Raw genomic sequence first — 24,046 nt, 5'->3', positions numbered from 1 at the left:
GGTGTCAGCGGCCCGGTGGGGTAATCTTTGGAATCGGTTCAGGGGCCTATAGCTCAGGTGGTTAGAGCGCTTTACTGATAATGAAGAGGTCGGAGGTTCAAGTCCTCCTAGGCCCACTCCCATGTGCCGAAGAAGGGTTGCTGGAATGAAGGTTTTCCTGCTTGTCGGGGCCGGAATTCTGGTAGCTCTCGGGGTCACCAAGCTGATCAAAAGTCAGCGCGGAGACAAGGTTTGGCACGATTTGGAAACAGGATAGAACCTAGGTACTCTGACTCCGGTCAGAAAACCGAACGGGGCCTTAGCTCAGTTGGTAGAGCGCTGCCTTTGCAAGGCAGATGTCAGGAGTTCGAATCTCCTAGGCTCCACAGTAAGAAAACACCCTCCCGGGATCCGGGAGGGTGTTTTTGTATGCCGATGTACCCGATCTCTGCTCGCCCCGGCCGGTGCCCGGCTTGTGTGGTTCCACCCCACCCGTTTTTGAGCGAACGGCACTTTCGGCGCACTGGAGGCGATGAACATGCCGTTCGCTCGGAGTGGGGTGGCCGGAACCGCGCCCACTATGGACCGTTCGTCCCGAATTCTCCGGAAAGTCTAGTGGTCATAACCAGCCGGGCGTAGCGTGAGGAGAACCCAATTTCAGGAGGTTCGTAGTGCTTCACAACGACATTCCCAGCCACGGTGAAATTGCCGCACTCGCGGAGGTGGAGGGGCCCACCTGCATCACCATCGTTACTCCGACTGAAGATGCGCCGCAGGATTACGACAAAGCGCGCATAGCCTTCAAGGACCAGGTCCGCTCGGCACTCGCATCGGTGGAGGATCCGGCCGAGCGCAAGCAGTTCGAGGCCGAATACGCAGAGCTCGACGACGACGACGATTTCTGGCGCTTCCAGTCGCGCTCATTGGTCACGTACGCGACGCCGGAGCGTCTGGTGACCTTCCGCCTCCCCAACCGTCTGCAGGCGCTCGAAACGGTCAGCGATCGGTTTCATCTCAAGCCACTGCTCCGTTCGGTGACGTTCCCCCAGACGGCGTTTGTTCTCGCTCTGGCAGAGGGTTCGGTGCGACTGATCGAGATCGCTGCCGATCAGCCGGCCGACGAGGTCCGTGTTCAGGGAATGCCGAAGAATGCTGCGGATCACGCGGGCAAGTCGTCGATCAACAGCCGAACCGAAGCGGGTCGGTTGTCGGGGTCGGACAGCCGAAAGTTGCGCGTCAATCAGTACGCCCGCGCAGTCGATCACGAGGTCCGCGGTGTGCTCGCCGGCCGTGACGTCCCCTTGATTCTGGCCGCTGCGGAACCCATCGCGTCGGTGTATCGCTCCGTGAATTCGTACCGCCACCTGGTCGACAAAACCGTCGAGGGAAACCCGGAAGCCTTGTCGACGCAGGAAGTGGCGGACGGTTCGCGTCCGGCGCTCGACGACTTCCATGCCGAGCAGCTGGCGGCGGTGCGGGACACCTTCAATGTGCGCACGGAACAGGGACGCACTCAGACGGACGTCGCCGACGTGGCAACAGCCGCGACGTACGGACAGGTCGACACCGTTTTCATCGACATAGATTCCGTCGTACCCGGAAGTCTCGATCCCCAGACGGGCGCTCTCACGACCGGTGAGTCGACTAACGGAAGCACCTACGGGGTCGTCGACGAGATCGCTCGTCGTGCGCTCCTGACGGGTGCGCGGGTGCTCGCTGTTCGCGCGGAGGACATTCCGGGCGGCGGCGCAGTTGCCGCGATTTTGCGCTTCGCCCCGTAAACAGACTGGACGCGTGTGCGCCTCGTGACCTGATTCGGGCACGGGGCGCATACGATTCCGGCATGAAACGTGTGTGGGAACGGCTGCGCCTCTATTGCAAGACGCTGCACCCGGTCGGGCTTGCCTTTGCTCTGGTCTTCTTCACCTGGTCGATGAGTCCGTCCCTGTTGCCGCGCGCGTGGTACCTGCAGGGCGTTGCGACGGGCATCTCGCTCGCCATGGGATACGGCGTCGGCGTGACGGTTGCCTGGATGATCCGCAAGTGCGGCGTCGAACCGCAGTGGTCGGATCGCACCAAGAAGATCGGCTGGCGAATCCTGTTGGTCGCGGCCGTCATTCTGGTGCCGACGTTCTTGGTCCTCGGTTCGTGGTGGCAGCAGATCGTTCGCGATCTCGTGGAAGCTCCACGCACCAATCAAGCGAATTATCTTCTGGTGCTGATGATTTCGCTCGGAATCTGGTTCATCCTGCTCGAGGCAGGCCGTGGTCTTCGGTTCACCACCAACAAGCTCACCGCCGTCGCACTACGGTTCGTTCCCCTCGAGGCGGCGAAGGTCGGCAGCTTGATCGTCATCTTCGCCCTCGGCATCTTCATCGTGAACGGTGCGCTGTACAACGGGCTGATCGCCTTCGCGAACTGGAGTTTCTCCGGTGCGGATCACGAAACACCGGACGGCATCGAACAGCCCATGATTGCAGAGCGCAGCGGTTCGCCGATGTCCGCTGAGGCTTGGGATTCTCTCGGCCAGGAGGGGCGCACCTTCATGGGTAGCGGTCCCACTGCAGCCGAGATCTCTGCATTGACCGGACGTGAAGCGAAGCAACCGATCCGGGTGTATGCCGGACGTGAATCCTCGGACTCGATCAACGGTGTCGCACAGCGGGTCGTAGACGAGTTGGAGCGCACCGGCGGATTCGACCGCGGAACTCTCGCAGTTGTCACGACCACCGGTCGCGGTTGGGTGAACGAGGACGTCGCGTCGGCGTTCGAGTACGTCGAGGGCGGGGACACGGCGATCGCGTCGATGCAGTACTCGTTCCTTCCGAGTCCGTTGGCCTTCATCGCAGACCGCGAGACGCCGATGATCGCCGGGCGGGCACTCTTCAACGCGGTCTACGCCAAGTGGATCGACCTGCCCGTGGAGACGCGTCCCGAACTGGTTGTCTTCGGTGAGAGCCTCGGCTCCTACGGTGGTCAGGCAGCATTTGCCGGCGCCCAAGACATGATGACGCGCGTCGACGGCGCACTGTGGGTCGGAACCCCCAACTTCACTGCTCAGTGGCAGGAAATCACGGACAGTCGTGACTCGGGCTCACCGGAGATTCTGCCGGTGATCGACGGTGGCCAGGCAATTCGGTTTGCCGGTGATCCGGAAGATCTGGAGCTGAAGTCGGACTGGGACGACGATCGCATCGTGTACTGGCAGCACGCCAGCGACCCGATCACGTGGTGGTCCTTCGACCTGCTGCTCAACAAGCCGGATTGGCTCAAAGAACCGCTGGGTCGCGACGTGGATCCGGGAATGACATGGGTTCCTCTCGTGACCTTCTGGCAGGTAACCCTCGACATGGTCTTCTCGGCTGACGTCCCGTCCGGGCACGGTCACAATTACGGCGAGGATGCAGCGGACATGTGGGCCAAGATCCTGCACCCCGAGGCCTGGACCTCTGCTGATACCGACAAGCTTCGTGCGCTGCTGACCACCAATCTGGAGCCCACGAAGTAGTCGTAAACGGTTGTATTTCAGCCTGTTAAGGCGAAAACCTCACGAAAAAGTGTTACGTGAGGTATGTGTTACTCTGCGTTCGCTGTGTGCCAAGCCACAGCGCAAGCGAACGTGGGGAGATCGAGACGTGAAGAGCAGAGCATGGTGGGCGGCCGGGGTCTCCGTCGCGGCACTGGTCATGGGTGCTGTGACGGCCCCTGCCGCAACGGCGGAGCCGGCGGATTTCTACACGCCGCCGTCGGAGCTTCCGGCAGGTGCCAACGGAGATCTCATCAAGAGTGAGCCGTCACCACTGCTGCTGAGCGTGCCCGGATCGAACGGTGCGTGGCCGGCAACCGCCACCAAGATCATGTACCGAAGCGAGGACGCCAAGGGCGCCCCCGTTGCCGTGACGGGCACCTATCTCGAACCGTCGAACCCGTGGACCGGGCAGGGGGCGCGTCCACTGGTTGCCGCAGCGGTGGGAACGCACGGGCAGGGCGATCAATGCGCTCCGTCCAAGCTGTTCAACACCGGTATCGAGTACCAGTTCCCGACGGACGTCATGGTCGGCTACGAGTCCATCTGGGTGAACACGTTGCTGCTCAACGGCATTGCCGTCGTTGTCACCGATTACGAGGGCCTCGGAACTCCGGGCGATCACACCTACGTCAACCGTGAAGCCGAAGCACACGCGGTTCTGGACTCGGTGCGAGCCGCTCAGCAACTCCCGAACACGAGCATTCCCGCCGACGGCCCCGTCGGACTGTGGGGTTACTCGCAAGGTGGTGGAGCTGCCGCTGCCGCAACGGAATTGAAGCCGTCGTACGCTCCGGAGCTTGATCTCAAGGGCACCTACGCAGGTGCACCGCCCGCCGATCTGGCGGCGACGCTGCAGCAGGTCGACGGCACGTTCCTCACCGGAGTGATCGGATACGCGCTCAACGGGATCCTTGCGCAGTACCCCGAGGTTCAGCCGCTGCTCGACGCCGAGATCAACGATCGCGGCCGACAGATGTTGGCCGCCACCAAGAACCAGTGCGTCGCCGAAAGTGGATTGCAGTTCGGCTTCCAGCAGTCGTCGAGCTTCACCAATTCCGGTGAATCACTCTCCGCAGTTCTGGCGCGTCTACCCATGGCGCAGGCAATCCTCGACGAGCAGAAGATCGGCAAGCTGACGCCGGAGTCGCCCGTGCTCATTCAGCATGGCCGCTCCGACGACATCGTTCCGTTCGGCCAGGGACAGCAACTGGCGCGAGACTGGTGCGGCAAGGGCGCGACGGTGCAGTTCTCCGTCAACGAACTGCCCCCGATCATTCCGGGACTGGCAATCAATCACGCGACGCCGTACCTGGTGGGTACCCCCGAATCCGTCGGATACATGATCGATCGCTTCAACAACGTCCCGGCACCGTCCAACTGCTGAACGTGAACATCGAAAAGCCCCGGAACACAATCTGTTCCAGGGCTTTTCGTATGTCGACTAAGCGGTCTTCTCGGCCGAGTTCTCCTCGAGGCGAGGGGGTGCGGAAGCGACCGGCGGATGCTCGCGTCGGCGGCTCTTGAAGAACACCGCGCCACCGATCACCGCGACACCGGCGATGACGAACACGGTGACGCGCTTGCGGCCGCGAGGCTTCTCGGTGCGTTCCGCGGACTTCGTGGGGATAGCCTTTGCGCGCTCGACGCCCTTCTTGGCGAGGACTTTGCCCTGACGACCCAGGAACAACCCGACCTGCCCAGCGCCGCGAGCGACCGACGTGGCGACCACCGCAGCGATGCGGCGAGCGTTGTCGGCTGCCTCGGACTCCTTGATGCGAGCCGCTGTCTCTTCGAGGTAGGCGGCAGTCTCGTCGAAGGTGTCCTCGACGCGGGCGCGCGCGTGATCGAAGGTGTCGGGCAACTGCGTGCTGAGGGACTCGGTCACTCGTGTCATGACTTCACTGTGCCATAACAGTGGGGCGAGGACAGGGAGACTTTTGCGGGGCGACATCCGCGAGAACGCCGGCAATGGCACGATGGTGGTGTGACTTCAACTCATCAGACCGCAACCGCAACGCTGCACACGAACCGCGGCGACATCAAGATCGCTCTGTTCGGCAACCATGCGCCGAAGACCGTCGAGAACTTCGTCGGCCTCGCCGACGGCTCGAAGGAGTACACCACCGCAAACGCCGCCGGCACCAAGACCGGCCCGTTCTACGACGGTGCCATCTTCCACCGCGTCATCGACGGCTTCATGATCCAGGGTGGCGACCCCACCGGAACCGGCACCGGCGGCCCGGGCTACAAGTTCGGTGACGAGTTCCACCCGGAACTGCAGTTCGACCGTTCCTACCTGCTGGCCATGGCCAACGCAGGCCCGGGAACCAACGGCTCGCAGTTCTTCATCACCACCGGCCCGACGCCGCACCTGAACCGTCGCCACACCATCTTCGGTGAGGTTCTCGACGACGATTCCAAGAAGGTTGTCGACGCTATCTCCTCCACCGCCGTCGATCGTGGCGATCGTCCGGTCGAGCCCGTCGTGATCAACAGCATCACCATCTCCTGAACAGGTAAAACAAGCAGATGACGAACCCCGGTTGGGGCGGCGGTGCGAGTGAGGGCATCCCGCCCCAACCGCGGTGCGTCCGCCATCCAGATCGACCTACCGCACTTTCCTGCAATCGTTGTGGACGACCGGCGTGCCCGGACTGTCTCCGCGAGGCGGCGGTGGGATACCAATGTGTTGACTGTGTAGCTGCCGGCCAACGCGATGTCCGCCCCGTTCGGGGCGTCGCCGGAAACACCGTGAGCCCCGCCCGTGCGATCCCGATCGTGACGTACACCTTGATGGGGCTCAACGTCCTGGCGTTCCTCGCCACCTTCGCGCAGTCGCGAAGCATCATGAACAATCAGGTCGGCTCGTCGATCTTCGCGAACTGGGCACTCAATCCGGGTCTGGTCGCCAGCGGTGACTGGTTCCGGCTCATCGGCTCCGGGTTCTTGCACTTCGGCATCTTGCACCTCGCGGTCAACATGTACGCCCTCTACATCCTGGGCCGCGACACCGAAATCGTGATGGGCCGCTCGAGGTACATCGGCATCTACCTGGTTTCGCTTCTCGGCGGTTCCGCCTCGGTGATGGCATTCCAGCCGGTGTTCTCTTCGCTCACGGCCCTGTCCTGGACTGCTGGGGCGTCGGGTGCGATCTTCGGCATCATGGGCGCACAGGCCGTCCTTCTATTGCGTTTGCGTCGAAGCCCGGTCCCGATCATCTCGGTGATCGCGATCAATGTGATCATCAGCATTTCGCTGCCCGGGATCTCGTTCTGGGGTCACGCGGGAGGTCTGGTGGCAGGTGCCGCAACGGCCGCTGCATTCCTGTACGCCCCACAGTGGTTGGGCGCCGGTGAGAACCGCGTGAAAGCAGTGCGGATCGGCTGGATCGCTTTTGGTGCCGTCACTGTGGTGACGTTGGGAGTCATCGTGCTCCGCGTCGTCCAACTGCGCGAACAGTTGGGAATCAGCTAGCAAGAATCCTAGGGCCCAGCCGTTCTATGGCTCAGCCGCCGATGATGGACTCGCAGGCGAACGTGATCTCGAAGCTCGACGTCTCCGTCGGGTTGCCCTTGTCCCGGGCGCCGATTCCCTCGCCCGTCACCACGAAGGTATTGCCGTTCTGCTTGGCACTGGCAGATCCGCCGGGCAGTCCCGGTGCGTATCCGGCGGTGTACGGCAGACCGTTCGATCCACCCTCGCTTCCGGCGATTCCAGCAGTCTGAACCGTGCCCGATTCATCGACGATGGCTGAGACGGTCAACATGCCGTAGGTGGCATTTTCCGCGTCGAGCAGTGTCATAACTGTCGTGCCGCCGTCCTTTGCGCACTTCGTCTCGAATTTGGCGTCGAGCGTCTTCCCGCCGACGGTGGCCGAGGATGTAGCGGACGAGGCGCCGGCAGCGCTCTTGTCGGAGTTGGTCTTGTCGGAGTCGCTGCCGCAGGCGGAGGCGAATAGAGCGACCGCCGCGAGGGTGGCAGCGACTGCGGTGGAGGACCGGCGGGTCATCGTGGTCCGAACCAACTTCGTCATGTTCTGTCCTTCAAGTCATGCGGTGCGTCCGCACTTGCTCTGGCTGTTTCGCCGACAACACTAGCCAGTGACTTGGTGCTCGTAGCTCTAAAACCCCAGCTCAGACGGGTTTGTCGCCTTCGACTGTTCAGGGACGTTCGTCGGGCGGCCCGGGATCATCTGCCGGATCTTTGGGAGCAATCGCACATGCAGAGACGGCTTCTGTAGAGATTGTCCACATAGGTTGGGCTCGGTCGTGCTTCTACTGTGGCTTGAGTCACTTCGTAGATAGCAACGCTGACCTTTTCCGAGGAGTACCCCTGCAATGACCTCCACCGATAGCACCACCACTGACGGTGGGGTTGCGCCGAGCGAGATCGAAACTCGCGTGGTGAAGAAGGTAGCGCGCCGGCTGATTCCCTTCCTGATCCTGCTCTATTTCGTGAACTATCTGGATCGTACGAACATCGCTTTCGCCAAGCTCACCATGAGCGCCGACCTCGGTATGACCGAGACGATGTTCGGGCTCGCATCCGGTCTCTTCTTCGTCGGCTATCTGCTGTTCGAGGTGCCGAGCAACCTGGCCCTGCACCGCTTCGGCGCCCGGCTGTGGATCGCGCGGATCATGCTCACCTGGGGCATCCTTGCCGCTGCGCTGGCATTCGTGCCTAACGTGGGCAGCCTATATTTCCTCCGCATTCTGCTGGGCATCGCCGAGGCCGGCTTCTTCCCCGGAGTTCTTCTCTACCTGACCTTCTGGTTCCCGAAGAAGTACCGCGTACGCCTGATGGGCTTGTTCCTGCTGACACTTCCGCTCTCGTCGGCGCTCGGTGCCCCGCTTTCGGCCGCAATCATCCAGTACGGCGACGGACTGTTCGGCCTCGCCGGATGGCGCGTGATGTACCTGATCGAGGGTCTGCCCGCCGTGATCTTGGCGTTTGTCGTCTGGTTCTACCTCACCGATCGTCCCGCCGACGCAAAGTGGTTGACCCTCGAGGAGCGCACCTGGCTGATGAAGTCCATGGCGGACGAGGAAAAAGAACTCGGCGACGCTGGTCACCAGTCGGCCGGTAAGACCCTGCGTGATCCCCGCGTCATCGGTTTCGGTCTGGTCTACTTCGGAATCACGTACGGGCTATACGCTTTGAGCTTCTTCCTGCCCAGCATCGTCGCGGGATTCAAGCAGACGTTCGACACCGATTTCTCGCTCGTCGAGACAGGCCTGATCGTGGCCGTCCCCTACGCGATCGGCGCTGTCGCGATGGTGCTGTGGAGCCGCCATTCCGACAAGACCGGTGAACGAATGTGGCACGTTGCAGCCCCGACGCTCCTGGGCGCGGTATCCATTCCGATTGCGCTGTACCTGGATTCACCGTTCACCGTCATGATCGCGGTCTCGCTCACCGCCGTCGGCGTGCTGTGTGCACTCCCCGTATTCTGGTACCTTCCCACCACGTTCCTGACGGGTGCCAGCGCGGCCGCGGGCATCGCCATGATCAACTCGATCGGCAATGCGTCGGGCTTCGGTGCTCCGTACATCACCGGCTGGCTCACCGATGTGACCGGAAATGCCAAGGCAGGACTGTGGGTGGTGGGCGCCGTGATGCTCTGTGCCGCAATCCTTGTGGTGGCGCTGGCAAAGCGATCGAGCAAGCCCGTTCAGATCTGACCGAGTTTCCCGGCACTGGCACGCAGCCGGATCAGGAGCGCAAGATCGAGCGCCTGGTCCGGCTGACGCCACTGTGTACCGATCAACCTGTCGATCGACTCGAGCCGTTGGTACAGAGTGTTGGCGTGAATCGCGAGCGCGGCGGCGGTCGCAGAATGCTTGCAATTGTGTGACAGGTACGACGCGAGGGTGTCCAATAGCGGAACGCCGCGACGTTGCTCCTCCTCGAGGAGAGGACCGAGGGACCGCTGCGTCAGCGATTCGAGTTCTTCGCGGCCGGTGCGGCTGAGGAGAATTCGGTAGATACCGAGTGAACTTGCCGGCTCCACGTGGGAGGCCCGCCCGAGAGTCTCGAGGACGTCGACGGTGTGCTGTGCCTCGACATAGGCTCGCGCCAGAGCTTCCGCTCCCACCGCGGGATCGGCGATTCCGACGGTCGGGTTCTCCGCCGGCTGAACCCACGCCGCCGCAACTGCTGCCGGTGACATTCCGGGAATCAGTGCGATGACTCGTGAACCATGTTCGGCAACAACGGTTCCCGAGGGGAATGCAATTTCCTCGATACTGCGACGCGCACGGTCGACGGCGTCGGCCGGGCGGGCCACCACGACGGTGTACGAGCGGTCAGGATTGAGCCCGGCCAGGCGGAACTGACCGGTGACCTCGGCCGGCGTCGGCGCAGGCCTGGTGATCAGATCGACCAGAAATGCATCGCGTGCTCGGCGGGTGGCTTCCCGGGCTGCCCGTTCGCCGACCAGTGCCAGCGCAATGGCGGGAGCAGACCTTTCGAGTGCCAATCTCATGGCGGCGGTGGGTTCCTGGCGCGAGAGTAGGAACAGAACTCCGAGTTGGTCACCGGCACTGCGTACTTCGGTGGCGAACAGGAACTGCTCACCGACGATAAGCGTCACTTCCTGCTCGCGTCGGTCGGCGGCAAGGATGTCGAAGACCCGATGCGCGCTCTCGCTCACCCGTTGCAGTCCCGGTGGGATCTCGGATGTTCCGGTCACGAAGAACACGGGCGAGCCCGTCGACGCCGAGGTTTCCTCCACGAGTTCGCGAACACCGCCGCCGCGCAGGACAACCTGAGTGAGCGAACGATCCCAAGTCAGTGTCTGTTCGAGAAGTGCTGTGCGCTTGGCAAGTTCGGTGTTCGCGGCGTTCACTTCCGCAACCGTCGCGCGATAGCGTTCGAGAGAGCGGGCATTCTCGATGGCCACCGAGGCATGGGCTGCGAGGGCGGACAGCAACGCAACTTCCTCGTTGCCGAATCGGCGCTCTTGACGTTTGCACGCGCACAGGGCACCCAGGATCTTGCCGTTCAAGGTCAGCGGCACAGCCAGCAGGCCGCGCATGTTCTCGGCTCGCGCTGCGTCGTCGGCCGGTCCGATGTGTGCAAACGAGGGATCGTTTCGGTAGTCGGGGGACCAAGCAGGAGAAGAGTTCTCGACCACGCGACCGATCAGACCTTCGCGGAAGGGAACCGTGAGGCCGAGCAATTGGGAGGTGTACGCACCGCTCGTGACTTCGATGATCAAGATGTCGTCATGAATGAGAGCAAGGTACGAAAGGTCGACGCCGAGTAGTCGTTTGGCCTGATCCACGATCTCCTGCAGGAGGGCGTGGTGATCGTGCATCGTGGTCAGCAGCGACGCGATGTCGTTGAGTGCCCCGAGTTCGGTGGCGCGCTGTCGGCGCTGAGCCAGGAGACTTCGTAGTTGAAGTGCCGATCGGGCTTCTCGCTCGATCTCGGCGGCGACCTCGGGGCCTGACCCAGCGGCCAACTGATCGCGGTGTTCGATCAGTTCCTCGGTGGATGCCTCGGCCAGGAGAAGCTGTAGCCAGTTCTCGTGCATCCGCGCTCCCTTGTTAGACCACTGGTGACTATGGAGAGAATGTCCATACGGTTTCCGGTTTCTCGGAGTAAATCTACATGGGGTGGTGTAGCGGCCGTCACTATCGTGGAGGCATGACACTCCTCGAGGCGCTCGGCTCGCAGATCGATGCGGATCGACTGATCACCGACCCCGACATCATGGCGAGCTACATCCACGACGACGCCGAGTGGGCTCCCTACGAGATGCCTGTCGCAGTGGTCCGCCCGCGCACAGCCGAGCAGGTACAGACAGTTGTGCAGGCGTGCATCGCCCACGGTGCGCCCGTCGTCACGCGCGGCGCCGGAACCGGTCTGTCGGGCGGAGCCAACGCAGTCGCCGGCGGCGTCGTGATCGCCTTCGACGCGATGAACGCCATCAAGGAGATCAACACCCTCGAGCGTTTGGCCGTGGTCGAACCCGGAGTGGTCAACGATCACCTCCGCGACGCCTGCGCTGAGCACGGCCTCTGGTATCCACCCGATCCGGCGAGCGCACCCTGGTCGACGATCGGCGGCAACGTCGCGACCAATGCCGGCGGCCTGTGTTGCGTCAAGTACGGCGTCACCAAGGACTACGTACTGGGCATGCAGGTGGTCACCGGAACCGGTGAGCTGGTTCGACTCGGGCGTCGAACTGCCAAGGGAGTGGCTGGGTTTGATCTCTCGGCGCTCATGGTCGGCTCCGAAGGCACTCTCGGGGTGATCACCGAGGTGACCGTCAAGCTTCGTCCTCAGCGCGATCCCGAACGCACCATCGTCGGATACTTCGACTCCATCGTTGCTGCGGGCAAGGCCGTCGAAGCCGTCGCCGCAGACGGTCTCACGCCGTCGGCCCTCGAGTTGATCGATCGGCAGTGTCTCCTTGCCGTCGATGCCTGGAAGAACATGGGCCTCTCGGCTGACGCCGAGGTGGTCCTGCTCGGCCGCATCGACACACCTGGCGAGATCGGCGACGCCGAAGCCGAGCGAATGTTGGCCTGCTTCAACCGCTCTGGAGCTACCTGGAGCGCCAGATCCACCGACCAGGAGGAAGCCGACGCCCTGTTCTCCGCCCGGCGTCTGGCATACCCCGCCCTCGAGCGGCTCGGCCCGGTGCTCACAGAGGACATCTGTGTCCCCAAGGCAGCGGTCCCGGAGATGTTGGCACGGATTGAGGCCATTTCGGCCCGGCACGACACGCACATCGCGAACATCGCGCACGCGGGTGACGGCAACCTGCACCCGCTGCTGATCACGCCACACGACGACGAAGCGGCGCGGAAGCGCGCTCAGGCCGCTTTTGCCGAGATCATCGACAACGCCCTCGAGTTGGGCGGAACCGTCACCGGTGAGCACGGCGTCGGCCTACTGAAGATGGGTGGCCTGGAACAGGAACTGTCACCGGCCGTCGTCGCGATGCATCATGCAATCAAGGGCGCACTCGACCCTCACGGAATCATGAACCCGGGCAAGGTGATCTGAAAGGCTGGCTCCGTAACCGAATCGGTTTCCGGAGTTACGCCGTCGAAATGACGAGTTCCTACGCTCGAGTTGAACCGTTTGGCCAACTCGACGTATGGAGTCATGAATGTTCTCTTCCGATTTGACGCTGGCAAGTGTTGTTCCGCGGCGCGTGGACACGGTCGAGGCCGTCCGGGCGGCAATCGCTCTCGACGGGGCCGCGGTCTTCGGTGGCCTGCACACCGAGGAAGATGCCATTGCCTTCGCGTCGAATTTGCTCGGTGAGAAGTGCATTCGCGTCGGCCGTCAGTTCGAGGCGAGTGCCAAGAGTCAGGATGCCGAAGCAGCTGTCGTCGACACCCAACCGGTGGACGAACGCGGCAGGAAGCGCTCGTTCGGCATCTCCGGCGAGCGGATGACCGCCCACAACGACGGTTTTGCGTTCGGTGACTACGCGCCCGACTATCTGTTTCTGTGGTGCAAGCGTCCGGCGTATCCGAGTGGCGGCGACTCGTTTCTCATCGATGCGCTCAAACTGACGCGGTTGCTCGCCTTCGATCCCGCAACCGCTGAATTGGCCGAATTCTGTTGGAGCACAGACATCGACCATTCGGAACCGAACTTCCCGCAGAACACATTTGCGCCGATCGCCAGGACGGTGCCGAGTGGACGCAACCAGGTTCGCTATCACCCGTACCTCGCGCCGATCGCCGGTGAATCGGAAGTAGCGCAGTGGCCGCTGGTGAAGCAGTGGAGTGAGGCTGTGATTCACGTGCGCGACAGCGGTCCGATGTTCCGCGCCGAAGCCGGCGAGATGATCTGCATCGACAACTACCGGGTACTGCACGGCCGCGACGGATACACCGACCCCGGCCGTGAGCTGTACTCGATCTGGGGATGGTCGAGCGACGCAGTCGCGGTGCCGCAGCAGGCTCTCGACATCGTGCAGCCGGACCTCGCGGCACTGGCCATGTAACCCGCGCCTATTTCTCGGGCGGTACCAATCCGTGGACAGCGAGCACGTCGAGGACGTCCTCCGGCGACGTGCCGAGATCCCAGCGTCCGAAGATCAACAGCTTCTCCGTGTCGGTGGGACGGTTGACGATGTCGATCTCGAGCATCGGGACGCGTCGACCCAGACGCGGGTAGCGGACGAGACGCACGCGGTCGATCTGTTCGCGGGTGAACTCGTGGCGGGCGCGCAGTCGCTGCACCGCGATCGACTTGGTTCCCGCGTCTTCGATCACAGCCAGGCGGGGACGCTGACGCAGGGCGAGTCCGCCCATCACGAACAGCCCGATCACCGCGAGGGCGAGCAGGAAGCGTCCGGCAGGCTCCGTGGGCGCGATTATCGAGGCGATCGCGAGGGCAATTCCGCCGCCGAACATCGCGTAGACAACACCCATCGGAGTGGCCCACGAGATCACCTCCGTGACGTTGTCACGAGGCTGTGGATGAAATTCATCCTCGAGCATGTGGATAACTTCCTAGGTTGTCCACAGGAGTTATCCACAATGGGGATGAATGACACCCATGTAATTGAATGACGGTCACGATCCGGGTCGAATCAGATACTCGCTGGTCAGCGCCATCTCATGGTCATGACAAGGCCGACAACCATGAAACCGAAGCCGACGAGGAAGTTATAGTTTCCCAAGTCGTTCATCCACGTGATCGAATCCGCGGCCAAGTAGTACACAATCAGCCACGCCAGGCCGACAAGCATGAATCCGAGCATCACCGAGACGTACAACGTGCTCGACGGACCCATCTTCACCTTCACCGGAGTGCGGTTTGCCGGGTTGACTGTGTAGTCGTTCTTCTTACGGACCTTCGACTTGGGCATGACGTCCTCGCTCTACGGTGTGACCTGCATGTGTTACCTACACGCTAACGTAGCTGTGTCCAGTTGGTCACCGGCCGACCTGCACAATCCGGGAGGAGCCACGTGTCTTCGGGTGAATCTTCACGAACCGTCTGGCACATCGGTGTACTTGCCGTCTGCCTGGTAGCCGGTCTGATGGTCGCCACGGCGCAACGATCCGCCGAGGAGAACCAGCTCCAGGTCACCGAAAGCACCAGGCTCTCCGATCTGGTTCGCAGCGCCCAGGCCAATGCCGAAAAAGTCTCGGCCGACCGGGACGAACTTGCCGCCCAGCTCGATTCGCTGCAGCAAGACGCCGCTCGGTCCGACGCCGGAGTGGCCGCCGCGCTCGGTGACATCAAGAACATCTCCGCCGACGCGGGACTGACGGAGATGACCGGCCCGGGTGTTGTCGTCACGATGACGGACGCTCCGCGCAACGCCGACGGCAAGTATCCGGTCGACGCCACCCCGGACGACCTCGTCGTGCATCAGCAGGACGTTCAGAGCGTCCTGAACGCACTGTGGGCCGGCGGGGCCGAAGCGGTGGGCATGCAGGACCAACGGATCATCAGTACGTCGGCGCCGCGGTGCATCGGAAACACTCTTCTTCTTCACGGACGTACCTACAGCCCGCCCTACGTGATGAGCGCCATCGGTGACGTTGCGCGCCTCGAGGCGGCCCTCGCCGCCGAACCGGGCATTCGGATCTACAAGCAGTACGCGACCCGCTTCGGCCTCGGGTACACGCAGGCAACGCCGTCGCAGATCACGGTCCCCGCCTATACCGGCGGATAGCACGGGCGTTTACCCTGCTCTCATGAGGATTCTCGTCGTCGACAACTACGACAGCTTTGTGTTCAACCTGGTGCAGTACCTCGGCCAGCTCGGAACCGAAGCCGTGGTCTGGCGCAACGACGATCCACAACTGACGGCAGACCTCGAGGGTGCAGTAGCGCAGTTCGACGGCATTCTCCTGAGCCCGGGCCCCGGAACTCCGCAGCGCGCGGGAGCGACGATGGATCTGGTGAAGGTCTGCGCCGACACCAAGACCCCGCTGCTTGGCGTCTGCCTCGGACATCAGGCGATCGGTGCGGCTTTCGGCGGAACCGTCGACCGCGCGCCCGAACTGCTTCACGGCAAGACGAGTCTGGTTCACCACAAGGACGTCGGCGTCCTGGCCGGACTGCCCGATCCGTTCACCGCTACCCGCTACCACTCGCTGACGGTTCTCGAGGACACCATTCCCGAGGAACTCGAGGTGACCGCCCACACCGAGAGCGGCGTCGTGATGGCGATGCGCCACCGCGAACTGCCGATTCACGGCGTCCAGTTCCACCCCGAGTCCGTACTCACCCAGGGTGGACACCGGATGCTCGCGAACTGGCTCGCAGTCTGCGGTGAGGCGCCGCCGGAAGGGCTCGTCGCAGCCCTCGAGGCCGAGGTCGCGTCGGCGCTCGGCGGCGCATTGCCCGCAATTCTCTGACACCTGTCCACAAAAAAGTGCCTCCCGGAAATCTCCGGGAGGCACTTTTTCACTTTGCTAGCGGCCGGGGATTCCGAGCGCTCCGACGCTGACGGTGATGACTGCGTCCTTGGAGATCTCCGAGCCCGGAGGCTGCGTCTGCGAGACGATCTTGCCCACCATTTCCGGGGTGAGCGTCGTGCTCTGGTTCTGCACCAGCTGCGATGCAGTTCCCGCCCAGCCGGCTGCGCGAAGCGTGCTCAACGCCTCGGACACCGTCTTGTTGGTCAGATCAGGCATCGCGACCTGGTTGCCGTTGGACACTCGTAGCGTCACGGTCGAACCCTTGGTGGCCGACGTACCGCCGGTCGGGTCGGTCGAAACAACCTGTCCCTTCGGCAGTCCCGAATCGATCTCCGTGATCTGGACGACGAACCCGGCACCTTCGATGTTGGGCCTCGCCACCTCTTCACGCTGACCGGTGACGTCCGGGACACGAACCTGCTCCGGTCCGGTGCCGACGGTGATCGAGACCGCGGAATCGAGAACAACCGACACTCCGACGGCCGGGTCCTGATTGACGATCTTGTCGACCTCGGCGACGGTCGATGCCGCCTTGCCGATGGTCGGATCAAGTCGGAGTCCGACGGAGTTGAGCTTCTTCTCCGCGTCGTCCTGGCTCAGCCCGGTCAGGCGTGGGATCGCGACCTGCTCGGGTCCGGTGGACACGTCGATGGTGACGGTGCTGCCCTTCTCGATACGCACCCCGGCAACCGGACGCGTCGTGATGACGTTTCCGGCGGCGATCACCTTGTCCGTCTTCTGCTGACGCTCCACCTGGAATCCGGCGTTGGTCAGCGTCGCCTCGGCGACGTCGGCGGGCTGGTTGGTCAGGTCACCCGGAACGGTCACCATCTCGACCTTCGGCGAGTTCACCCGAATGAGAAAGAACGTCACCAGACCGATCACCAGAAGCGCCGCGATGCCCATCAGGGCGTAGCGTCCGCCCTTCTTCTTGGCAGGCGGCTCGGCGGCGCGAGTTGTCCTCGCAGCAACCGGCTCGACCGGATCGGGAGCAGTGCGGTAGTTCCCGGTGTCGGAGCCGACGGCGCCGAGGATGGTGGTGCGGTCCTCGTCGTTCATCACCATCGGCGCACTCGGACGCTGACCGCCCAGGACACGCACCAAGTCGCTGCGCATGTCGCCGGCGCTCTGGTAGCGGTTGGCCGGGTTCTTGCTCATTGCCTTGAGAATGATCGAATCCAGCTCGCGTGGAATGTCGGGATTGATCTCCGACGGCGTCTGCGGATCTTCACGAACATGCTGGTACGCCACGGCGACCGGTGAATCACCCTTGAAGGGCGGCTCGCCCGTCAGAATCTCGAACAGCACACAACCGAGCGAGTACACGTCCGAACGCGCGTCCACCTGCTCACCTCGCGCCTGCTCCGGCGAGAGGTACTGAGCGGTGCCGATCACGGCGGCCGTCTGCGTCATCGGGCTCGACGCGTCGGAAATGGCACGGGCGATACCGAAGTCCATCACCTTCACGGCGCCGGCACGGTTGATCATGATGTTGGCGGGCTTGACGTCGCGGTGCACGATGCCGTTGCGGTGGCTGAAGTCCAAAGCGGCACAGACGTCCGCGATCACTTCCATCGCCTTGCGCGGAGCCATCGGCCCGGTGCTGCGCACGATGTCACGCAACGTGTCGCCGTCGACGTACTCCATGACGATGTACGGCAGCGGCCCGGCGTCGGTCTCGGCTTCACCGGTGTCGTAGACGGCCACGATCGCCGGATGGTTCAGCGCGGCAGCGTTCTGCGCCTCACGACGGAACCGCAAGTAGAACGTGGGATCGCGCGCGAGGTCTGCACGCAGCACCTTGATCGCGACGTCGCGGCTGAGTCGGAGGTCGCGCGCCAGGTGAACCTCGGACATTCCGCCGAAGCCGAGAATCTCACCCAGCTCGTAGCGGGAGGAGAGATTGCGGGGTGTCGTCATTGGTCTTGTCCTAGCGGTTCTTCAGCGTCTCCCGGGATCCGCCAACGGCTCAGTGGTCGTTGTGGTCGTCGTTGTCGTCGTGGTGGTGGTTGTGGTCGTCGGAGTTGTTGTTGTCGTGGTCGGCGTTGTCGTGGTGGTTGTCGGCTCGGTCGTGGTTGTCGTCGGCCGAGTCGTCGTTGTTGTCGGCTCGGTGGTCGTCGTTGTCGGCCGAGTCGTCGTGGTGGTGGGCTTGGTCGTCGTGGTGGTCGGCAACGTCGTGGACGTGACGGCGGGCGGCGTCGGGTCGCTCGGACCGTCGGTTGCGATCCAGACTCCGCCGATGATCAACGCCAACAAGATCAATCCGCCGCCGGCCCATGCCACGGCCTTCTGCCCACTGGTCATTCCGCCGGCTGCCGCGTCGTCCGTTGCAGCTGCGCCCGTCACCGGGCCCGCGTACGTCGGCGGCATGACCTGCGTGGCACCCGTTGCCGGCAACGCGCTCGCGGCACCGGTGGCGAGCAGACCGGGCGGCGGTGGACGCCTTCCTGCCCGAACGGCTGCAACGGCGTCGGCGAACTCGCCGCCACTGGCGTAGCGGCCGGCCGGATCCTTGGTCAACGTGATGTCGATGAGCTCGCGGATGTTCGGCGGCAGGTCGGCCGGCATCGGCGCCGGGGTTTCCTGCACGTGCTTCATCGCGACGGTCAGCGCGCCGTCACCGGTGAACGGGCGTCGACCCGAAAGTGCTTCGTATCCGACGATTCCCAGCGAGTACACGTCACTCGCCGCGGTCGCGTCCTGACCGAGAGCCTGCTCGGGCGCGATGTACTGGGCGGTGCCCATCACCATTCCCGTGCGCGTGACAGGTGAGTTCTCGACGGCCTTGGCGATGCCGAAGTCCGTGATCTTCACCTGGCCAGTAGGCGTGATGAGGATATTGCCCGGCTTCACGTCGCGGTGCACGACACCGGCGTCATGTGCGACCTGCAGGGCGCGGCCGGTCTGCTCGAGCATGTCGAGGGCATGCGGAACCGCCAGGCGGCCGACGCGTGCCAGGACGGCGTTGAGCGGTTCACCGTTGACGAGTTCCATCACCAGATACGCCGTGGAATCGCCCGAGCTGTCACGGGTCTCGCCGTAGTCGTAGATTCCGGCGATACCGGGATGGTTGAGCTGCGCGGTGGTGCGGGCCTCGAAGCGGAAGCGCTCCAAGAACTCCGGATCGGAAGAGAACTCGGACTTGAGTACCTTGACGGCGACGCGACGGTTGAGCCGGGAGTCGGTGGCTTCCCACACCTGACCCATCCCACCGGTGGCGATGAGACGGATCAATCGGTAACGATCGGCGATCAAAGCGCCGTTGTTCAACGCCACGGTTCAGCCCCCTTGGATTCCGGCTGCGATGACTGCACGACCGATCGGCGCAGCAACCGAGCCACCGGTAGCGGCAAGTCCGCGGTCACCACCGTTCTCGACGATGACGGCCACGGCGACCGTCGGATTCTGCGCCGGTGCAAAAGCGATGTACCACGCGTGCGGCGGAGTTTCCCGCGGATTCACGCCGTGCTCGGCGGTACCGGTCTTGGACGCGATCTGAACGCCGGGGATCTTGCCGTCGCCGCCGGTGAAGTTCTCCGAGCCGATCATCAGATCGGTCAGCGTGGCCGCAACTGCCGGCGAGATCGCCTGACCCATCGACACCGGTGACGGCGTACTGAGATCGGTCAGATCGGGTGCCTGCAACTGGGAGATCAGGTTGGGCTGCATCCGCACACCACCGTTGGCGACGGTAGCGGCGATCACTGCGTTCTCGAGCGGGGTCACCGCGACGTCGCGCTGGCCGATGCTGGTCTGGCCGAGGGCCGCGTCGTCGGAGATGTCGCCGACGGTGCTGTCTGCGACCGGCAGCGGGATCGCGGGAGTGTTGGGCCCGATGCCGAAAGCGCTGGCCTCGTCCTTGATGGCGTCGGCGCCGTCCTTGATGCCCAGTTCGACGAAAGCGGTGTTGCACGAGCGCGCGAAAGCGTCGCGCAACGACGCCGTCGGGTTGGGGCCGCACGTGCTGCCGTTGTAGTTCTCGAGGGTCGTGCTGGTGCCGGGCAGCGTGATCTGCGGCGCCGCGGTCAGCTGGTCGTCCGGCGTCGCACCGTTGCCAAGAGCTGCAGCCGTGGTGAGCACCTTGAACGTCGAACCGGGCGGGTAGGTCTGCGAGATAGCGCGGTTGACCAACGGATCGTTGGGATCGGCATTGAGCTCGTCCCACGCCTTGGTGGTTTCGGCGCCGTCGTGGCTGGCAAGCAGGTTCGGGTCGTAGCTCGGAGTGCTGACCATCGTCAGGATGCGTCCGGTGCTCGGCTCGATCGCGACGACGGAACCGGTGTAACCCTTGCTGGTCAGCTGGTCGTACGCCACCTGCTGCATGGCCGGATTGAGCGTCGTGACGACGTTGCCGCCGCGCGGATCGCGTCCGGACACCAGGTCGAAGAAGCGCTGACTGAACAACCGGTTGTCCGAGCCGTTGAGAATCGGATCCTCGGTGCGCTCGAGGCCGGCGCTGCCGTACTGCATCGAGTAGAAGCCCGTGACCGGTGCGTACGGGTACGGATTCGGATACTCGCGCAGGTACTTGTACCGGTCGTCGGTGGCGCGGGAGGCGGCAAGCACCTGACCGGAAGCCGAGATCTGACCTCGCTGGCGTGAGTACTCGTCGAGCAGCACCCGCGAGTTGCGCGGGTCGGCTCGCAGGTCGTCAGCTTTGATGACCTGTACGTACGTGGCGTTGGCGAGGAGCGCGACGACCATCACCATGACGGCCATCGCGACGCGGCGCAGTGGAGTGTTCATACGCGCGGCATCATCTCGGTATTGGCGTCAGCGATTGGGGGCGGACCTTTCTTCTTCGTCACTACCGGCGCACGTGCCGCGTCCGAGATCCGGACGAGGATGGCCAGCAGTAGGTAGTTCGCGAGCAGCGACGAGCCGCCGTACGACATGAACGGTGTTGTCAGACCCGTCAGCGGGATCAGCTTGGTGACGCCGCCGACGACGACAAAAATCTGGATCGCGATCGTGAACGACAGACCGGCGGCGAGCAGTTTGCCGAAGCTGTCGCGCACTGCCAACGCAGTACGCAGGCCGCGCACGATGAGAAGCAGGAACAGCATCAGCACAGCGGCCAGGCCGATCAGGCCGAGCTCTTCGCCGATGGTCGCGATGATGAAGTCCGTCTTCGCGAACGGCACCTGGTTGGGCCGGCCACTGCCCAGACCTGTTCCGGCGATACCACCGGTGGCCAGGCCGAACAGCGATTGCGAGATCTGATAACCGGTATTGGCGTAGTCGCCGAGCGGGTCCAGCCAGGTGTCGACGCGGACGCGTACGTGTCCGAACATCTTGTAGGCGAAGAAGAATCCGATGGCGAGCAGTCCGCCGCCGATCACCAGCCAGCCCACACGTTCGGTCGCGATGTAGAGCATCACCAGCACGGTGCTGAAGAGCAGCAACGACGTACCGAGGTCGGTTTCGAAGACGAGCACACCCACCGAGACGATCCAGGCGAGCAGGATCGGGCCGAGGTCGCGGGCACGCGGAAAGTCCATGCCCAGGAAGTGTTTACCGGCCGAGGTGAACAGGTCGCGCTTGGCGACGAGCACCGACGCGAAGAAGATGATGAGCAGGATCTTCGCGAACTCACCTGGCTGAATGCTGAATCCAGGCAGGCGAATCCAGATTTTTGCGCCGTTCACGCTCGAGAACTTCGCCGGCAGGATCGCGGGAATCGCCAGGAACACCAGGCCTGCGAGGCCGAGTGTGTAGCTGAACCGCGCCATCAGGCGGTAGTCCTTCAAGAACACGAGCAGCAGCACGAAACCGGTGATCGCCAGTGCAGTCCACATGACCTGCTGGTTCGCATCCGGTGACGGTGCTTCGACGCCGTTGTAGAGCGCTGTTTGTTCGTCGGCGAGGTCGAGTCGGTGGATGAGCACCAATCCCAGGCCGTTGAGCAGGGCGACGATCGGCAGCAGCAGCGGATCGGCGTACGGCGCATAGCGCCGAATTGCCAAGTGCGCGATCAGGAACAGGCCCGTGTACGCGAGCGCGTACTTGGCGAGGTCCAGCGTGATCTTCTGTTCCTGGCTCGCCTCGACGAGCAGAAGCGAGACCGTCGTGATGATGACGGCAAAGCCCAGGAGCAGCAGCTCCATGTTTCGACGGGTCGACTGGACCGGCGCCGGGGCAAAACCTCCGGGCGGACTCGGAAAAGCCGTCCCCGCAGCTGCGTTGGACGACATCAGTTGACCGTCCTGCAAGTCTGACCGGGAACTTCGGTCGGCGTCGGCGTAGTCGTGGGTGCCGCCGTCGTAGGCGTGGCCGGCTCCGCGGGCGGTGCGGGGGGCGGCGTGGTCTCCGGTGCCGGCGGGGGAGTGGGCGTGGCCGTCGTCGTCGGAACCGGCTCACAACGAGGCAGCAGATCGCCGCCGATGAGACGGATCATCTGGCTCTGCGCATCCTCACGCTTGCCGGACGGCAGCCCGGCGCGCACCTGCTCCTGCGCCGACGGCTGCAGATCCGTCACTTCGAGGATGTTGCAGTTGCTGGGAATCGCGTCGGGGGAGACGAGGGTCAGGACGTCGTCGTCGCCGACGCAACCCACCAGATCCGCGTCTTGCAGCGAGTAGCCGAGCACCGAACCGGGAATTCCGCGCAGCACCGTCACGCGGCCGTTGTCTTCGCCGACGTAGTAGTTGTTGCGGATGACGGCGCGGCCGATCACGGCGCCGACGCCGACCAGCGCGATCAACACCACGGCGAGGACCACCCACCACAACCGGTTCCGCTTCTTCTTCGGTTCCGGTTCGGGTTGGGAGACAACTCGCTTGGGCGTCGCGCGCGGCGGACGCATGGCAGCGGCGCGGCCGGCAGCGGTGTTGGGGGGAGGGGCGTCCTCTTCCTCTTCCGTCGACGCGGCGCCCGCGACGATGGGATGCGACTGGCCGTAGTCGAGGTCGATGACATCGGCGACGACGACGGTGACGTTGTCGGGACCGCCGCTGCGCAGCGCCAATTCGATGAGACGGTCGGCGCACTGCTCCTGCGAGCCCTCGCGCATCGTGTTCTCGATGGTCTCGTCGCTGACCACGTCGGAGAGGCCGTCGGAGCAGAGCAGGTAACGATCGCCGGCGCGGGCTTCGCGCACGGTGAGCGTCGGCTCGATCTCGTTGCCGGTCAGCGCCCGCATGATCAGGGATCGCTGCGGGTGCGTGTGTGCCTGTTCGGCGGTGATCCTGCCCTCGTCGACCAACGACTGCACGAAAGTGTCGTCGCGGGTGATCTGCGTCAGGTGGTCGTCGCGCAGAAGGTAGGCGCGCGAGTCGCCGATGTGCACGAGGCCGAGCTTGCTGCCGGAGAAGAGGATCGCGGTGAGCGTGGTGCCCATGCCGTCGAGTTCGGGTTCTTCCTCGACGTGATCGGCGATGGAATCGTTGCCCTCGCGGGTGGCTGCCTCGAGCTTGCCGAGCAGATCCTCGCCGGGCTCGTCGTCGTCGAGATGCGCCAGAGCGGCAATCATCAACTGCGACGCGACCTCACCGGCCGCGTGTCCGCCCATACCGTCGGCCAAAGCCAGCAGACGGGCGCCGGCGTACACGGAATCTTCGTTGTTGGAGCGCACGAGACCGCGGTCGCTGCGCGCCGCGTAGCGGAGAACAAGGGTCACGGGCGTAGCTCGATTACCGTCTTGCCGACGCGAACCGGAGTGCCCAGCGGCACGCGCACCGCAGTGGTGACCTTGGCGCGGTCCAGATAGGTGCCGTTGGTCGAACCGAGATCCTCGACGTACCAATCAGCTCCGCGCTGCGAGAGCCTCGCATGGCGCGTCGACGCGTAATCGTCGGTGAGAACGAGCGTCGAATCGTCGGCGCGGCCGATCATGACCGGCTGTGAGCCCAGGGTGATGCGGGTACCGGCGAGGGCGCCCTGCGTGACCACCAGGTACCGAGGCACCTTCGCCTTGCCCAGCGAGGGCAGGACCTTTCCGGCGCGGGTGTACCGCGGCGGAACCCTGACCCCGGAGCCGGCATAGATGTCGGAGCGGAGAGTGCGGAGGACTGCCCAGACGAACAGCCACAGTAGGAGCAGGAAGCCCGCCCGTGTGAGTTGCAGAATCAGGCCCTGCACGGCTGTCCACCTCCTTCTATGGCTCGAGCCCCGCCGCAGCGGGGTTCGA

General features: G+C 63.8%; 21 protein-coding genes and 2 tRNA genes. 12 read left to right on the top strand and 11 right to left on the bottom strand.

What is annotated here, in order from left to right; translation table 11 throughout:
• Nucleotides 1-42 precede the first annotated feature (42 nt).
• From ABIE52_RS21845 to ABIE52_RS21825, 5 genes are all read left to right on the top strand, one after another.
• A tRNA-Ile gene (locus tag ABIE52_RS21845) sits at nt 43-116 on the top strand.
• Nucleotides 117-292: 176 nt separating this feature from the next.
• Nucleotides 293-365: transfer RNA gene (locus ABIE52_RS21840), tRNA-Ala, on the top strand.
• A gap of 285 nt (nt 366-650) precedes the next feature.
• Entirely contained in the window at nt 651-1,760 is a 1,110-nt protein-coding gene (locus tag ABIE52_RS21835) for a baeRF11 domain-containing protein (RefSeq protein WP_030536714.1), read from the top strand.
• 62 nt (nt 1,761-1,822) lie between these two features.
• The gene (locus ABIE52_RS21830) at nt 1,823-3,487 is read left to right on the top strand and encodes an alpha/beta hydrolase (RefSeq protein WP_007729186.1); all 1,665 of its coding nucleotides are present in this window, start codon (nt 1,823-1,825) and stop codon (nt 3,485-3,487) included.
• A gap of 127 nt (nt 3,488-3,614) precedes the next feature.
• Nucleotides 3,615-4,892 (top strand): lipase family protein, encoded by a 1,278-nt coding sequence (locus ABIE52_RS21825; protein ID WP_003942541.1) that lies wholly within the window; start codon nt 3,615-3,617, stop codon nt 4,890-4,892.
• 57 nt (nt 4,893-4,949) lie between these two features.
• On the opposite strand, the gene ABIE52_RS21820 is transcribed toward ABIE52_RS21825, so the two are convergent.
• The gene (locus ABIE52_RS21820; protein WP_042453366.1) at nt 4,950-5,402 is read right to left on the bottom strand and encodes a hypothetical protein; all 453 of its coding nucleotides are present in this window, start codon (nt 5,400-5,402) and stop codon (nt 4,950-4,952) included.
• A gap of 90 nt (nt 5,403-5,492) precedes the next feature.
• Between ABIE52_RS21820 and ABIE52_RS21815 the strand changes: the two genes are divergently transcribed.
• Nucleotides 5,493-6,020 (top strand): peptidylprolyl isomerase, encoded by a 528-nt coding sequence (locus ABIE52_RS21815; protein WP_007729190.1) that lies wholly within the window; start codon nt 5,493-5,495, stop codon nt 6,018-6,020.
• A 17-nt stretch (nt 6,021-6,037) separates the two neighbouring features.
• Nucleotides 6,038-6,982, top strand: a complete 945-nt coding sequence (locus tag ABIE52_RS21810; protein ID WP_030536709.1) for a rhomboid family intramembrane serine protease — start codon at nt 6,038-6,040, stop codon at nt 6,980-6,982.
• 31 nt (nt 6,983-7,013) lie between these two features.
• Here ABIE52_RS21810 and ABIE52_RS21805 read toward each other — a convergent pair whose 3' ends face one another.
• Nucleotides 7,014-7,541: a lipoprotein LpqH gene (locus ABIE52_RS21805; protein WP_064113885.1), complete on the bottom strand. Its 528-nt coding sequence runs from the start codon at nt 7,539-7,541 to the stop codon at nt 7,014-7,016.
• A gap of 304 nt (nt 7,542-7,845) precedes the next feature.
• On the opposite strand from ABIE52_RS21805, the gene ABIE52_RS21800 reads away from it, so the two are divergent.
• A complete protein-coding gene (locus ABIE52_RS21800) occupies nt 7,846-9,189 on the top strand; it encodes an MFS transporter (RefSeq protein WP_064113884.1) in 1,344 nt (447 codons plus the stop codon).
• Here ABIE52_RS21800 and ABIE52_RS21795 read toward each other — a convergent pair.
• The gene (locus ABIE52_RS21795; RefSeq protein WP_064113883.1) at nt 9,180-11,045 is read right to left on the bottom strand and encodes a helix-turn-helix domain-containing protein; all 1,866 of its coding nucleotides are present in this window, start codon (nt 11,043-11,045) and stop codon (nt 9,180-9,182) included. The two genes, ABIE52_RS21800 and ABIE52_RS21795, sit on opposite strands and share 10 nt — an antisense overlap.
• A 113-nt stretch (nt 11,046-11,158) precedes the next feature.
• Between ABIE52_RS21795 and ABIE52_RS21790 the strand changes: the two genes are divergently transcribed.
• Both ABIE52_RS21790 and ABIE52_RS21785 read left to right on the top strand, forming a co-directional pair.
• On the top strand, nt 11,159-12,526 hold the full coding sequence (locus ABIE52_RS21790) for an FAD-binding oxidoreductase (RefSeq protein WP_231915910.1): 1,368 nt from the start codon (nt 11,159-11,161) through the stop codon (nt 12,524-12,526).
• Between the two features lie 106 nt (nt 12,527-12,632).
• The gene (locus ABIE52_RS21785; RefSeq protein WP_042453359.1) at nt 12,633-13,481 is read left to right on the top strand and encodes a TauD/TfdA family dioxygenase; all 849 of its coding nucleotides are present in this window, start codon (nt 12,633-12,635) and stop codon (nt 13,479-13,481) included.
• Nucleotides 13,482-13,488: 7 nt separating this feature from the next.
• On the opposite strand, the gene ABIE52_RS21780 is transcribed toward ABIE52_RS21785, so the two are convergent.
• Nucleotides 13,489-13,980, bottom strand: a complete 492-nt coding sequence (locus tag ABIE52_RS21780) for a PH domain-containing protein (protein ID WP_064113880.1) — start codon at nt 13,978-13,980, stop codon at nt 13,489-13,491.
• 107 nt (nt 13,981-14,087) lie between these two features.
• Nucleotides 14,088-14,351, bottom strand: coding sequence for a cell division protein CrgA (gene crgA / locus ABIE52_RS21775; RefSeq protein ID WP_003942576.1), 264 nt, complete (start codon nt 14,349-14,351; stop codon nt 14,088-14,090).
• 102 nt (nt 14,352-14,453) lie between these two features.
• Between crgA and ABIE52_RS21770 the strand changes: the two genes are divergently transcribed.
• Nucleotides 14,454-15,167, top strand: a complete 714-nt coding sequence (locus ABIE52_RS21770) for a DUF881 domain-containing protein (RefSeq protein WP_003942461.1) — start codon at nt 14,454-14,456, stop codon at nt 15,165-15,167.
• Between the two features lie 22 nt (nt 15,168-15,189).
• Nucleotides 15,190-15,855 (top strand): aminodeoxychorismate/anthranilate synthase component II, encoded by a 666-nt coding sequence (locus tag ABIE52_RS21765; protein WP_003942537.1) that lies wholly within the window; start codon nt 15,190-15,192, stop codon nt 15,853-15,855.
• Nucleotides 15,856-15,912: 57 nt separating this feature from the next.
• Here ABIE52_RS21765 and pknB read toward each other — a convergent pair whose 3' ends face one another.
• The 6 genes from pknB to ABIE52_RS21735 are packed head-to-tail and all read right to left on the bottom strand — an operon-like array spanning nt 15,913 to nt 23,997.
• Complete coding sequence (gene pknB / locus ABIE52_RS21760) at nt 15,913-17,838, bottom strand: Stk1 family PASTA domain-containing Ser/Thr kinase (RefSeq protein ID WP_007729221.1); 1,926 nt, start codon at nt 17,836-17,838, stop codon at nt 15,913-15,915.
• 21 nt (nt 17,839-17,859) lie between these two features.
• The gene (locus ABIE52_RS21755; RefSeq protein ID WP_354541530.1) at nt 17,860-19,194 is read right to left on the bottom strand and encodes a protein kinase domain-containing protein; all 1,335 of its coding nucleotides are present in this window, start codon (nt 19,192-19,194) and stop codon (nt 17,860-17,862) included.
• Between the two features lie 3 nt (nt 19,195-19,197).
• The gene (locus tag ABIE52_RS21750) at nt 19,198-20,664 is read right to left on the bottom strand and encodes a peptidoglycan D,D-transpeptidase FtsI family protein (protein WP_007735774.1); all 1,467 of its coding nucleotides are present in this window, start codon (nt 20,662-20,664) and stop codon (nt 19,198-19,200) included.
• Nucleotides 20,661-22,112: an FtsW/RodA/SpoVE family cell cycle protein gene (locus tag ABIE52_RS21745; RefSeq protein WP_007735775.1), complete on the bottom strand. Its 1,452-nt coding sequence runs from the start codon at nt 22,110-22,112 to the stop codon at nt 20,661-20,663. The genes ABIE52_RS21750 and ABIE52_RS21745 overlap by 4 nt, the downstream gene beginning before the upstream one ends.
• Nucleotides 22,112-23,536: a PP2C family protein-serine/threonine phosphatase gene (locus ABIE52_RS21740; RefSeq protein ID WP_162114235.1), complete on the bottom strand. Its 1,425-nt coding sequence runs from the start codon at nt 23,534-23,536 to the stop codon at nt 22,112-22,114. Before ABIE52_RS21740 ends, ABIE52_RS21745 begins: the two co-directional genes overlap by 1 nt.
• Nucleotides 23,533-23,997, bottom strand: a complete 465-nt coding sequence (locus ABIE52_RS21735; RefSeq protein WP_003943418.1) for an FHA domain-containing protein FhaB/FipA — start codon at nt 23,995-23,997, stop codon at nt 23,533-23,535. The genes ABIE52_RS21740 and ABIE52_RS21735 overlap by 4 nt, the downstream gene beginning before the upstream one ends.
• Nucleotides 23,998-24,046 lie beyond the last annotated feature (49 nt).

It is taken from the genome of Rhodococcus sp. OAS809 (genome assembly GCF_040546695.1).
Lineage (GTDB): Bacteria > Actinomycetota > Actinomycetes > Mycobacteriales > Mycobacteriaceae > Rhodococcus_F > Rhodococcus_F qingshengii.
Note: the sequence above shows the minus strand (reverse complement) of the source record. Positions and strands in the feature narration are given on the sequence as shown.